10 protein-coding genes and 2 pseudogenes are annotated in these 13,577 nt (G+C 54.1%); 8 read left to right on the top strand and 4 right to left on the bottom strand.

All coding sequences use genetic code 11. The features are described 5' to 3' along the window. The first annotated feature begins 11 nt into the window (after positions 1-11). Genes QF010_RS07015 through QF010_RS07005 form a run of 3 tightly spaced genes read left to right on the top strand, consistent with a single transcriptional unit; the run spans position 12 to position 2,280 of the window. Positions 12-806: an SDR family oxidoreductase gene (locus QF010_RS07015; protein WP_429532715.1), complete on the top strand. Its 795-nt coding sequence runs from the start codon at positions 12-14 to the stop codon at positions 804-806. 18 nt (positions 807-824) lie between these two features. After that, positions 825-1,307 carry an SRPBCC domain-containing protein gene (locus tag QF010_RS07010; RefSeq protein WP_429532714.1) on the top strand — a complete coding sequence of 161 codons (483 nt, stop codon included), beginning with the start codon at positions 825-827 and terminating at the stop codon, positions 1,305-1,307. A 10-nt stretch (positions 1,308-1,317) separates the two neighbouring features. Then, positions 1,318-2,280: an acetyltransferase gene (locus QF010_RS07005; protein WP_429532713.1), complete on the top strand. Its 963-nt coding sequence runs from the start codon at positions 1,318-1,320 to the stop codon at positions 2,278-2,280. 29 nt (positions 2,281-2,309) lie between these two features. Here QF010_RS07005 and QF010_RS07000 read toward each other — a convergent pair whose 3' ends face one another. Continuing rightward, positions 2,310-3,548 carry a helix-turn-helix transcriptional regulator gene (locus QF010_RS07000; protein ID WP_429532712.1) on the bottom strand — a complete coding sequence of 413 codons (1,239 nt, stop codon included), beginning with the start codon at positions 3,546-3,548 and terminating at the stop codon, positions 2,310-2,312. A 290-nt stretch (positions 3,549-3,838) separates the two neighbouring features. Here QF010_RS07000 and QF010_RS06995 point away from each other — a divergent pair, with 290 nt between their 5' ends. Genes QF010_RS06995 through QF010_RS06985 form a run of 3 tightly spaced genes read left to right on the top strand, consistent with a single transcriptional unit; the run spans position 3,839 to position 7,197 of the window. Beyond that, a complete protein-coding gene (locus QF010_RS06995; protein WP_429532711.1) occupies positions 3,839-4,186 on the top strand; it encodes a VOC family protein in 348 nt (115 codons plus the stop codon). Positions 4,187-4,244: 58 nt separating this feature from the next. Next, complete coding sequence (locus tag QF010_RS06990; RefSeq protein ID WP_429532710.1) at positions 4,245-5,219, top strand: flavin reductase; 975 nt, start codon at positions 4,245-4,247, stop codon at positions 5,217-5,219. Between the two features lie 22 nt (positions 5,220-5,241). Beyond that, positions 5,242-7,197, top strand: a complete 1,956-nt coding sequence (locus QF010_RS06985) for a pyrroloquinoline quinone-dependent dehydrogenase (RefSeq protein ID WP_429532709.1) — start codon at positions 5,242-5,244, stop codon at positions 7,195-7,197. A 559-nt stretch (positions 7,198-7,756) separates the two neighbouring features. Here QF010_RS06985 and QF010_RS06980 read toward each other — a convergent pair. The 3 genes and pseudogenes from QF010_RS06980 to QF010_RS06970 form a co-directional block, all read right to left on the bottom strand. Continuing rightward, positions 7,757-8,243 (bottom strand): annotated as a pseudogene (locus QF010_RS06980) (reverse transcriptase domain-containing protein); the annotation flags it as partial. A gap of 141 nt (positions 8,244-8,384) precedes the next feature. Beyond that, a complete protein-coding gene (locus tag QF010_RS06975; protein ID WP_429532708.1) occupies positions 8,385-9,761 on the bottom strand; it encodes a DUF1329 domain-containing protein in 1,377 nt (458 codons plus the stop codon). Positions 9,762-9,782: 21 nt separating this feature from the next. After that, positions 9,783-11,345: a DUF1302 domain-containing protein gene (locus tag QF010_RS06970; protein ID WP_429532707.1), complete on the bottom strand. Its 1,563-nt coding sequence runs from the start codon at positions 11,343-11,345 to the stop codon at positions 9,783-9,785. Between the two features lie 282 nt (positions 11,346-11,627). On the opposite strand from QF010_RS06970, the pseudogene QF010_RS06965 reads away from it, so the two are divergent. Together QF010_RS06965 and QF010_RS06960 are read left to right on the top strand one after the other, a co-directional pair. Then, a pseudogene (locus tag QF010_RS06965) lies at positions 11,628-12,719 on the top strand (HAMP domain-containing protein); the annotation flags it as partial. Continuing rightward, positions 12,705-13,577: a methyl-accepting chemotaxis protein gene (locus QF010_RS06960; RefSeq protein WP_429532877.1), complete on the top strand. Its 873-nt coding sequence runs from the start codon at positions 12,705-12,707 to the stop codon at positions 13,575-13,577. The pseudogene QF010_RS06965 and the gene QF010_RS06960, both read left to right, overlap by 15 nt.

Below are 13,577 nucleotides of genomic sequence, written 5' to 3'. Positions count from 1 at the left end.
GGACTGCCAACATGATTCTGCAGAACAAAGTCGTAGTCATTTCAGGGATAGGTCCAGGTCTTGGCGTAAAACTGGCCATTGAGGCTGCGCGAGCAGGCGCGCGCGGCGTCGTACTGGCGGCGCGAGGCATGGCCAAACTGGATGATGCGCAAGCCCGCATCAATGCTTTGCAGCTACCTTGTGAAGTACTCAAAGTGCCGACCGACATTCTCGATCCCGGCCAGTGTCGCAACCTGATAGAAAAGACGGTGGCGCATTTCGGTCAGCTGGATTGTCTGGTCAACAGCGCCTACAACCCCGGCAATGTCATGGATAATTTGCAAAACGCCGGCACTGAAGGCTGGCAAGAGATTTTCCAGACCAATGTTTTCGGCACGATGAATCTCGCACTGGAGGCCGCCAAACAGATGAAACTCCAAGGTGGTGGCGCCATGGTAATGATTAATTCACTGGTGACCCGCAAACCATTGGTTGGCCAAGGTGGCTACGCCGCGTCGAAAGGTGCCTTGGCCACTGCCGTGAAGTATCTGGCGCAGGAATATGCGCCGTTCGGCGTGCGAGTCAACACGGCGGCCATGGGCTGGATGTGGGGCACACCGGTTGAGCAATACATGCAGCACATTGAGCAAGAACAGGGCATTAGCGTGCAAGAGCAGGTTTCGGCGGTGTCGGTCAATATTCCCATGGGACATATCCCGACCGACGACGACTGCGCCAAGGGCGCGCTGTTTCTGGTATCTGACTACGCCAAGGCCATCACTGGCGCCTGGCTCGACATCAATGGCGGCGAATTCATGGCGCCCTGAATCACTGGAGCTGAGCATATGAGTAAGGCAAAAAATATTGTCACATCCGTGGTGGTCGAGATCGAAGCGCCAGCCGAACTGGTCTGGGAGATTCTGGTGGATCTCCCTCAATATCATCGATGGAATCCCTTTACTGTAGCTGTCGAGTCAAGCTTGCAACTGGGCGCCCCGGTCAATCTATACATCCCGGACCCTGCCAAACCCGGGACGCGTTTTTGCGTGGTGGAGCACCTAGTTGCGTACGAGCCCAACCGATTGCTGTCCTGGGAGCAACGACCGACTGCGGACTCCAAGGATGCTGCCCGTCGGGACCAATACATCGAAAGCCTGGGCGCCGAACGCTGCCGGTATTTCACCACTGACATTTTCCTGGGGCTCAATGCTGACAACATCATGCAGACCTTCGGGCCCTGGGTGAAACAGAGTTTCGATGCCGTAGCCAATGGCCTGAAACAGCACGCCGAAGCATTGCATACCGCCAGCAAGGCGGGTAACCGTTGAGGATTCTCGGATGAGTTTGATTTATGCCTTCAATGGTGACGCAGATGGACTCTGTGCGCTCCAGCAATTGCGCCTTGCCGATCCGCAGGAAGCGCAACTGATAACAGGGGTCAAACGCGACATAAAGCTGCTGGATCGAGCCCTGGCCGGCGTCGGTGATGAGGTGATTGCATTAGACATCTCCTTGGATACCAATCGTGCAGGTCTGACCAGACTGCTCGACAACGGTGCTCGCGTTCGGTACTTCGATCACCACTTCGCGGGCGAACAACCAGACCATCAACGTTTCACATCACACATCGACACAGCGGGCGACGTATGCACCAGCATTTTGGTCGACCGCCATCTGGAAGGCACTTATCGCGCATGGGCTATCACGGCTGCATACGGTGACAGCCTGCCAAAGGTAGCCAACGCAATGGCGATTGCGGCCGGCTTCAACGCCACCGCTCGAGCCACCCTGGAAAAGCTGGGCATCTACCTGAACTACAACGCCTACGGCGAGAGCATCGAAGACTTGCACTTCGATCCTGCATTGCTGGCTCAAGAGATGCGCCCCTATAGTGATCCACTTGAGTTCGTCCACAACTCAAAGGCATTTGCAGCATTAAGCGCCGGTTATGAGGCCGATATGGAGCAAGCCCGTCAGCTGCAGCCAGTGCGGCAGGGGCCGACCTCGTCGATTGTCATACTGCCGGACGCTGCCTGGGCTCGTCGGGCAATTGGCGTGTTAGCCAACGAGCTGATGCTGGCTCAACCTGGGCACGCCATCGCCATTCTGTCGCCAAAATCCAAAGGTGGTTTCACCGTTAGCGTCCGGGTACCCACCAATAGTAGTTTGGGTGCTGATGAGTTCTGTAGAGAGTTCCCCACGGGTGGAGGTCGACGCGGGGCAGCCGGTATAAACGATTTACCACTAGCCGAGTTCGATAGTTTTGCCGACCTTTTCCAAACACGCTTTACGGCCTCTTGAGAGGCCGTTTTTCTATCGACTGATCCAGCTCAATCGTTGTTGGGTGTAATACTGCCCAACAGCAGACGCACCAGAGCTGTTTGACGTGTAACCCCAGTCTTGGAAAAAATCGAGCGTAGATGCGCTCGCGCCGTGTTCTTGCGAATATTGAGATCATCCGCGGCCTCTTCCAGCGTCATACCGTCAGCCAGTAAAAGCGCCAGAGCCGCTTCGGCCGGGGTCAATTCGAACAGCGACTGAATCACGTCCGGCGACGCCTGGGATTTGTGCTCTGGATCGCGTAAAAACACCATAACCGCTGGCCGATGTCGTCCTTCCGACCACTCGCTCAGAGGTACCGAGCGTATTGCCACGCCATATTTGGCCAGTCCCGATGGTCGAGTGATCGACATCGCTTGCGGAAGATTGGTGGCGTTTTCCAGTGCCTGCCGGATAAATTGTTGAAGAGCGCGATTTTCAGTCGAATACTTGGCCTCCAGCGTGCCGTTCGACATGTGGATACCGTCATGCGCCCGAAGAATTTCATCGGCCACTTTGTTGGTTTTCATGATGGTTCCGGTCTCATCGAACACCACAGTACCCAGCATCATGCGATCCACAGCACCAGCATACAGGCGGCGTTCCGACTCAATATGATCCAGTCGGGAGTGCAACTCTATGGAGCGTTTCAGATGTGGCAACAGAGCCTCGCACACCGCACGATCCCGATCGGAAAACGGCTGCGACGTATGGCTGCGACAGACACGGAAACGGCACTCGGAACCATCTTTGGTATAGATATCGAACCCCAACAGATAACGTATATCGTAGGGCTCGACAAACTGCTTATAGAAGTCGCTGGTATGCCAATCGCCGGCACCGATCATCTCCTCCACCGTCAGGACCTTGTCTGGCGGTAAGCCTACAAAGGGATCAAGGGTAAAAGCGGTACGGCTGGAAAATTTGCCTTGCTCCATAAACGGGCCTTTGGGGCCGGCATTGATAATCAACGCATCATTTCTTTCCGAGGCAGGACGCAAGATTAACGTGACCCAATTCGCATCCAGAAGGTCGCGCAAAAGATTGAGTGAGCTCGCCCAAGGCAAGGTCTCCAGGGGACCTTCATAAATTAGCGAAATCAGCTCATTGAACTTTGCCGGGGCCATACGGCTGCGTGAAAAAACGTCAGGGCTGGCAGCCCCATCTTGTTGCTCGCTCATGTCGGCAGGTTCACAGGTGGGATGACAAACATCGCTGTGCGATACAGGTTCAGGCCAAACGAGTCTCATGCTTTTCTCCCGCTTATTTTTATTGTGGAGCTCGACACTTTCGTTGATGACGCAACGTCAAAATTATTTCTTACGATCCTACCTCATCAAATCCTACAAAGTCTGCGGAATGCTAATTGAAATTTAGGCGTCCTAGGCGGCGCGGCAATCGTTCATATGGACGATGTCGTTGCTCATCTGCCTAAATCGCTGGAAAACCGGCAAAGGACTTGCCGGCTAGTCTCATCGGACGATGAAATCCAGAGGGGGGACTCCGTAGGCTAGGGTCATCACCGCTGGAGTTAGTACCCATGAAGCTCAATGCCCTCTTACTACCCGTCGCAAACCTGGAATCAACCTTGCGCCTGCTTCAGGACGTCCTGGGCCTGACGCTGAAATTTCGTGATGCAGACCGCTACGCTGCGTTCGAATCAGCCCCTTTGAGCCTCACTCTTGCCAGCGACGCCGAACGCATCATTGATAAACCAGCGTTGGTTATCCAGGTTGAACGGGATATCGAGGTTGTCGTTGATCGCCTGATTGCAGCCGACATCCTGGTCATGCGCCCGATCGAGAAAGGCCCCCATGAGTGGCGCGCCGTCCTCGAACCGTTCAATAGCGCCTATCAGTTGGTCATCACGCAAAAACTGGCCAATTGAACCGAGACCTCCTCCGCGCCCATCACTTTTGACAAAAACAAGATCCGTGAGGCCCACCATGAACGCTAAAACCCAGTTCGATCCCCGCGAATTTCGCAACGCTCTAGGCACATTCACCACCGGCGTCACCATCATTACCGCCAGCGCGCCGGATGGCACCCCGGTCGGCATCACCGCCAATAGCTTCAATTCAGTCTCACTGGACCCACCGATGGTGCTGTGGAGTCTGGCCAAGAGTTCTCGCAATCTGGAGGCTTTCGAAACCAGCGAATTCTGGGCTGTGCACATTCTCTCGGCCGAACAGGAAGCCCTGTCGAACCGTTTCGCCAAAAGTGGTGAAGACAAGTTCAGCGGCGTCGATATAGACCTCGGACTCGGCGGCGTTCCTCTGCTTAACGGCTGTTGCACCCGCATGCAGTGCAAGACTTCCTTTATGTATGAAGGCGGCGATCACATTATTTTCGTCGGTGAAGTGATTGAGTTCGACCACCAACCTGTTGCGCCATTGGTGTTTCAGGCAGGGAAATACGCCGTTGCCACCCGTAAAAGCGCAACCTTGTCGATGGCGCCCGGAGCCGATGTGGACTCAAGCTTCAGCGAGGATTTCATTGGCTACCTGCTCGCACGTGCACACTTCCAGTTCTACAGCCAGATCCGTCAACACGCGCTGAGTTATGGCCTGAACGACACCGAGTACTTTTTCCTGAGTGTGCTCAGCGTGAAAGACGGGCGAAGCCTGGAAAAACTCAACAGTCTGTTCTCGTACACCGGCTTCGAGGCCAACGAGCAAGTTTTGCAAGGCCTGCGCGACAAGGGCTTCGTGCGACTCGATGGCACTACCTGCTACCTCACAGAAGTAGGCCGCGACTCAACCTTGCGCATTATCGCTGCGGCCAAGGCCCTGGAGGCGGACGTACTCGACCGCTTCGGCTATTGGGAAACCGTCTCCCTCAAAAACCTGCTCAAACAGCTGATTATTCAAACCGATCCAGGCCTTGCCCACCCTTGGGATGACGGTACCGAAGTTAAATAACTTCAAGAAATGGATGCCTTGCATGCACCTTTTTTTCAAGCTGACGGCGCCTCGGCGCCGGACTGTCGCCGGCCTACTGCTGCCGTTCGCTGGCATGGCACTTGCCGAAATACCCGCGAACGACCAATGGCCTCATTACGGTCGAACGCAGTCTGGTACACGCTTTGTGCCGGCCACACAGATCGGACCGCAAAACGTGCAAAATCTGCAAGTCGCCTGGACGTACCGTACCGGCGACCTGGCAACGCAGGACGCCAAGAACTTGCCGGCATTTGAAGCCACACCGCTGAAAGTCGATGACAGCCTGTATTTTTGCACACCGCACAACACTATCATCGCCCTTGATGCCGACAGCGGCAAAGAGCGCTGGCGGTTCGACCCGCAGAGCAATACCTCAGGACATTATCTAGTGACCTGCCGAGGCGTGGCTTACCACGCCGATGCTCCCGACAATCGGGCCAATGATTCTCCTTTGGCCTGTCCGAAGCGAATTCTGGCGGCCACGCTGGATGGACGATTGCTGGCACTGAATGCCCAAACCGGTAAACCTTGCACCGATTTCGGCGTCAATGGCACCGTGTCATTACTTGAACACCTAGGTAGCGTCAAGCCAGGTTTTTATAGCGTCACCTCCCCCCCCACCGTAGTGGGCGACAGCGTGATGGTCGGCGGTCTGGTGCTTGATAACCAGTCAACCGATGTACCGAGCGGAGTGGTCCGGGCTTTTGATGTCCGAACAGGCAAGCCGCTCTGGTCTTGGGACTCCGGCGCCATCGAGGCCGATCAGAGTGCAAATACATACACCCGAGGCTCGGCCAATGCCTGGTCGGTGTTCAGCGCAGACCCACAACTGGGTTTGGTCTACATCCCGACCGGCAACCGTTCGCCTGACTATTTCGGTGGAGAGCGCAGTCCGAGCGAAGAACGCTACAGCAGTTCGGTCGTCGCACTGGAAGTGAGCACTGGCAAGGTCCGCTGGGCGTTTCAGACCGTTCATCATGACTTGTGGGACTATGACGTGGCTTCCCAGCCGGTACTGACTGAGTTCAACGGGACCCCCGCACTCATCCAAGCCACCAAGACCGGCCAACTGTTCGTCCTCGACCGTCGCACGGGCACCCCACTCAGCAACGTGAGTGAGCGCCCGGTACCCGGCGGCCCTGCACCCGGAGACCAAGCTTCACCCACTCAGCCGTTCTCGAGCGACATGCCGTCCCTGCATCCCACCGTGCTGACGGAGGAGGATATCTGGGGGTTGACACCCATCGACCGCCATTTGTGCCTGCGCGAGTTCCGTCGCTACCGCCACGAAGGCATCTTCACTCCGCCATCACTGCAAGGTACCGTAAATTACCCCAGCAACCTGGGCGCCAGCAGCTGGGGCAGCGTTGCAGTGGACGAGCAGCGTCAGATCCTGATCACCAACACCAACCGAATCGCCTCCATCGTCAAGCTCATCCCCCGCGACGAGTCCGATCGACAGGAAAAAGCCGGTGTGGCCCAGTACAACCCGTCATACGGCACACCGTACGCAGTGCAGAACACTCCTTTCCTATCTGCGTTAGGCATCCCTTGCACGCCACCACCGTGGGGGGTGTTGACGGCCATTGATCTGAAAACCAAACAACGGCTGTGGGAGATCCCCCTGGGCACGACCCAAGACAACGCCCCGCTCGGTATTGCCCTCAAACTAGGAATGCCGAATCAGGGCGGGTCGATAGTCACGGCCAGCGGCCTGGTTTTCATTGGTGCAACCACCGACAACTATTTGCGTGCCTTTGAGACTAAAACAGGCAAAGAACTCTGGAAGGCCCGCCTTCCCGCGGGTGGCCAGGCCACGCCGATGAGCTACGTCTCATCACATGATGGACGCCAGTACGTGATCATTGCCGCTGGCGGGCATGCCCATATGGGAACCACTTTGGGCGATTACATAATCGCCTACGCGCTACCAAACCCAGAACCTTCGAACGAGTAGTCCATTTGGACGATTCCAGGAAATACGCGCCCACGTAGCCTGTAGATGGAGCAATTTCTACTCGATACAAGATAGACAGGGCGCTCCACTAAAAACCTTCACGATTGCGTTTGCAGACTGGAGTCAGCATGAAAACAAAAATAAGAATTGAAAACATGTTCGTCGTTTTGCTATCGATCATTGCCATGGCAATGACGTTAACGGTCCTCGAATCGCGGATAAACCCTCACCCCAACAACTACGCGATGTGCAATTACACCACCCCAGGCCCAGGTCAGCTCTGTGTTGCGCCCTCACAAATCAATTTGACAGGCATTTTTCGTTGATCGTCTGGCAGTGAATGAATCACAAGTTCTGGCTCGATACGATCCATCATCCAGCAAATGCCCTTTCAAATGATGAAGGGGCACCTGCCCAATAACACAACGGTTCCAGCCCGTTGATGTCTTTCAATCCGATAAACAGGCAGTGCAATCGGCATCGACCTGCTTATTGTTCCGCGCTTGGCCTCCCGCATTTCTCAGTGATCTCGACTGTCATCCATACGGATAGAAGGCCTATTCGACAGCAACGGCGAGAGTGGGCCGCCCAGCGGTGTCCCGTCCTGTCGTTGGCTGATAATCCCACCAACATAATCCCGGTTTCAAAGTCCCGACAGATCAGTTTGAGCGCTCGCCTATCTTCGACGTCACGCTCCATATAGGCCATCAAGAGGTCGTGACTTACCCGATCAATGAACCTCTACAGATTAAGCTCCCAGGCACCAACGGTGACCCGCCACCACATGGGCGCAGGTCTTTTTCGATAGATTCATGAGCGCTTCTGCCCAGACGAAAACCATAGTTGTAGCCCGAGAACAGAGCATCGAAGATCGGCGTGAGCTGTTGCAGTAGTGCCTGTTGAACCAGACGCGCGTACACCTTGCGGATGGTACTCGCCAGCCAGTAGTCGAGCCTTAAGGATCGGCCAGTACTGTTTCGTAGGCCGCCAACTCGACGTCATGCCATCGGCACCCGGCGTCTCTTGTTGCTGACTACGCTCTGATAGCGGACTTTCACCCCAAGTCACCAGCGAGGCCACCACAGTCAAGCCGGTAGTACTTGCGCGCAATACCTGACGCACAAGCAAAAAAGGCTCCCCATTAGCTGGAGAGCCTTATCTGTTACCACTGGACAACCTCTGGTGTTTTAGCGCCCTGCCCCGCGCAACATATCAGGAGAGAATTGCTCTTCCTTGAGGCTGCCGTCATCCACCAACGTGACAGGTTTCTGCTCGGTCGTCAGGCGATCGGCAATATAAGATCCCGATACCAGGTCGTGATACACAGCCACATGCGGCCAAACGGTTTGAGCATCAAAGGCATACACCGTGTGGTTCATAACTGTGCGCCAGAATTGCCCTCGGGCATCGTAGTTGTCACCCATCAGTGGCAACCAGGTATCTTCATCGATGTACATGACTCGCTTGGGATACAGATGTCGGAAACCAGGTTTTAGCTCGGCTTCAACGACCCAGACCCGATGCAATTCGAATCGCGTGTACTCCGGACTGATATGCCCTTTGTTCTTCAGCAAGTCCGCATATTTGAGTTTCGGGTCGAGCAATTTATACGTGTTGTAAGGAACATAGATCTCGCGCTTGCCGACCAGCTTCCAATTGTAACGTTCGGGAGAACCATTGAAGATCTGTCCCTCGTCCAATGTGGTGTATCCCCCAGGGCCGGGCTGGTCGAATCCGTAGTTAGGCAACTGGCGGACACGGCGAGTGCCCGGGCTGTACTGCCAAACATCAAGAAAATCCGATTTGTAGTTATAGGGAACCCGGGCATACGTAAGGGTTCCTTTGTCGCGCTGAGGCACGAGCTTCTCGCCATAACTCCAGGCTGCTGATCCCGTCGTTTCCACTCGATTCTTGGGGTCGGCCTTGCTGAGTACGATTTTGTGAAACTCACGCGCCCAGGAAATTCCGCCACTCGGGTTCACAACCGCCGTATCGAATGTTCCCACCTCTCGAGGAGACGCCGCAGGCACCGTCATGTTCCATACCAGTTCCAGGCCGCTTTTTGGAATAGGAAATGGAGAACTGCCATTAGTTGCCTTTATACCCAACCCGTCGTCAACAAGTTCGGCCGTAACAGCATTCTTTTTCGAGACATCACAAATCCATTGCGGATAAGCCCAGTCTCTATGCGTTTTATAGACAGGGAGATTGAAGGTGTCCGGGTATTTTTTTAGCAGCGCTTTTTGACCATCGGTCAATTTGGCCGCGTACTGCTCCATGTTGCTGGCTGTGATGACATAAAGCGGTTTTTCATCCGCATACGGGTCGGTGTAGGGTGTGCCAGTCCCTGCATAAGCAAGGCCCGAAGGCTTGCCGAGCCACTTACCTGAATACTCAGGAATCGTACCCTCGGCATTACCCGCCTTCTCGGCACCTTGGCAGGTCAGTTCATTACCAAGCTTGGACGCCTCTTCAGCAGAGACCTTGGCCCAGACTGGAACGCTGACAAAACATGTTACCGCCAAGGTGCAAGCGACTGCACCGGAATAGTATTTACTGAACATTTTTATACCCTCTTATACCGTTCAGAAACTGTATTTTGCGTTAAGCGTGACAAAGTCCCGATCAGCCAGCTGACTCGGATCATTGACATCACCGAAGAACATATTGTATTTAACGCCGATTTCGAGATTGTCCAGATAAATCAAACTGGAACCGACACTTAGACGTTTGTCACCCTCATTAAGAAGACCACTGCTTTGTATGACTCCGCTGCCTTTCACCCCTTGGTTCCAAGCTATCGGAACGGTCATATCCCAACCGTCGAAGACACCCAGATATCGGTTGATATAGGCAAACGAATAACCCCAACCTGTACGAGTAGAAGACGCAAGGCTAGTATTTTTGGTACTCGCCCCATACGGATTACTATCAAGATCAAGCAATTTCTGGCCTATAACTTCCGCCAGCACGATCACTTGATCAGACATAAAGTTAGGTCCGAACGATCCATATATATTGGCTTGTGCTTGCACCGCATCACCGCGGACTTGTTGCGGCAAACCAGCTGTATTTACTTGAACTGGTAACCCTTGATAGTAGCCGACCTCCCCGCCCAGACTGTAATCCCCCAAGCGCGTGGAAATACTCATGGCGGTGGCTTTGATATCTTCAAAGTATTTCACATGGTATGAGCTGCCAGAAGGATCGAAAACGACAGAAGGTGTTTTGGCGTGGTAGTTAATATGATAGAGGCCAAGTTCCGTCGAAGGTGTCACTCGATACCGAGTGCCAATGCCCCACTGGCCGGAATCACGTGCATCGTCCGTTGACGTGCGCGGAATGGCGACACCGGGCGCGAAAAACAGCTTCTCCGAACCCGGACCAATGACATCGGTGGAGAACAGATAGTCGCCCGTCGGCGACAACTCTGTCGGACGGAAACGGAACTGCGAATACCCCACCAGAGACCAGTCCTGAGTGATATTCCACTGACTGGAGAGAGCCTCTGCACCTAGCAGTACATCCTTGGTTTCAACCCCCGGGATGTTACTCTTTGAGGCATCTGCGCCGTTCTGTCCGCCCGAGATGCCCGGGAAAAACACGTTTTCACCCCAAGCAACTAAATGCTTACCCAGCTTTGCACTGAGTTTACTTTCGCCCCCCAGATCCCAGGCCCCATAAGTGTAAGCATCAAGCATGACAGTGCGGCTGCCGTCCCACTTGCGAGTCTCTGAACTGAACTCGTCGGCGTCGCCATCATGGTTCAACGTGCTTTGCGACTTATTATCAGTTGAGCCTTTATAGACTGCGTCATAGAAAGTACTACCACGCAAGAACAACCCATAATTGTCCTTATGCAGATCGGACTCGATCAATAAACTCAGGCGATTGGTGGTCAGACTCCCACGATCGAAATTTCGATCGGAATCGTCTGCGTTAAGCTGATTAAGAATTCTCCTGGACTGTTTCTCCGCGCGAACTCCGATACCGTAGTTGGCCGTCAGCGTGTAATCCATGCTCGCGCCATTGTCAAAATTTATTGTTTCACCCGCAAAACAGCTAATATTTGGCAAGGCCAGAGTAACGAATGCTGCCGACATCGGCACCCGGGCCAGTTTGCCGAGAACCCTTGATGAAATCTTCATTTTGCTGCGTCCTCTTATTGTTGTTGATCGCAACGCGCGGTACCTACCTACTGCGAGTATTCCCTCCTACTCTCCAGTAACCTAAGTTTTGCCGCTCTCTCGAGCATCGTCTATTTGGACTACTCCTGAAAAGTAAAAATGCGTGCGATCGGTTAGTCCATATGGACGAGGTATAACAGAGCAATAACCGATAATTTAATAATGGGATAATGTTAACTTGACTGTTGCTATTGCAAGCGCGCTAACGAAGTTCATCCCTCTAGAATAATAAGGAGCAATCAGATGCTACGTGTCGCCTCTCGTGCCTGCGCCAACTTGGCTGTAGGTAAAAAGCTAATTCTTGGGTTTGGCATGGTGCTTGGATTGACGTTAACCGTCGCCATCACCGGTTTATATGCAGTCAACGCTATTATTCAGAGGCACACACGGGCGATGTTGCTCACTCAAGTCAATACCCAGATTTTACAAACACGCCAAGCTGAAAAAGACTTCGCTCTGACTCGGAATGCGGAATCGGTGCGGGAGGTAAACGCTCGCCTTGACAAGGCGACCCTTCAGATCAACAACCTAAACGCAGCGGGTCCAGCGGATCCGAATCTAAAAAAAATGACTGATGCTGTTGTCATTTACCGGCAACAATTCCAAGACTACGTTGAGCAAGTGGCCAAAGCTCAAACGGCGCGTAACGTCATATCAGAAGATGCCAATGATGCACGCCGGCAGTTCGAAGTCATTGAACAAGACATGTATAACGCTGCCCGCGACGAACAATTGGCCAAAGACATACTGCGTGGCGGTGACCCTCTGTCTTTGGCCGAGAGCGCCTCAAAATTGAGCAAGTACATGCTCGACCTGCGCAGCAATGAAAGCCTCTATATCATCGAAGGGACGCAAGAGGCCTTGGACACCTGGGGACAGGTCAACGATGAGCTTCAAGCTCAGGCACGCAACCTCTCGGTATGGTTGGGTGAGGAACAGATGCACGCACTCAACGGCGCTCTGGAAGCGCTGTTTCGCTATCAGCAATCCTTCGAGAATTACCATCAGGCACGTCTGGATAGCAAGGCCATCGAAGCCAGGTTGATCGAACGGGCACAGACTGTCACCGCGCTGAGCGAAGAGGCCCTGTTAACAGAAGAACAAGTCATGGGCTCCGATAGCCAGCAAGTTTTTGTATTGCTTGGTGCAATGACGGCCTTTGCAATTGCGCTAGGTATCTACGCCACGGTGATCATTTCCAGGCTGATTGTTACTCCCCTGCTGCAAACTGTCGCGTTCGCCCAAAAGGTCGCCGCGGGCGATCTGCGACAAAACCTGAAAGTTGAGCGTACCGACGAACTTGGACAGTTGTTGACGGCCATGCAAGACATGATGCTCAGTCTAAGAAATCTGATTGGGAAAATTGGTACAGGCGTAAGTCAAATCGCCAGTGCATCCGAAGCTCTTTCAAGCATCACCGCGCAAACACGTGAGGGGGTGTTTATACAAAAAACAGAAACCGAGCACGCCGCCTCAGCCATCCAGCAGATGGGTATCACCGTTCAAGAGGTCGCCATCAACGCCGAAAACGCCTCTCGAGCCGCCTATGAGGCAGATGAAGAGGCCCGTCAGGGTGATCGGGTCGTGCGCGAAGCCGTCGCACAAATTGATCATTTGTCCACAGGGATCGAACACTCCGCTCAGGCCGTCCAGCAACTGCACCAGGAAAGCGCCCAGATCAATACAGTGCTGGAAGTCATCCGAAGTGTCGCCGAACAAACCAACCTGCTGGCGTTGAATGCCGCGATTGAAGCCGCTCGGGCCGGCGATCAGGGCCGAGGATTTGCTGTGGTGGCGGACGAGGTTCGCGCTTTGGCCAGGCGCACCCAGAGCTCGACGCAAGAGATCGAGATATTGATCACTACTCTCCAGCGGATGGCGCAACAGGCAGTCGTCGAAATGGAAAGCAGTCGTAAACTGACGCAAAGCACCGTCAACCTCGCCGGCCAGGCCAGTTCGGCCCTGGGCCGCATTACGCAGTCGGTCTCCATCATCAAACAGATGAATCAACAGATCGCCGCCTCAGGCGAGGAGCAAACCGCGGCTGCCAAATCGATCAGCACCAGCATGGTCCAGGTACGTGGCATTGGGGAGAAAAGCGCGTCCACGAGCGAAAAGACCGCTCAATCGAGCGCTCATCTCGCAGGCTTGGGCGGAGAACTTCAAGAATTGCTTAAACAATTCCAAATCTGA

It is taken from the genome of Pseudomonas silensiensis (assembly GCF_050434865.1).
Lineage (GTDB): Bacteria > Pseudomonadota > Gammaproteobacteria > Pseudomonadales > Pseudomonadaceae > Aquipseudomonas > Aquipseudomonas fluorescens_W.
This window is presented reverse-complemented; position numbering and strand designations above follow the sequence as displayed.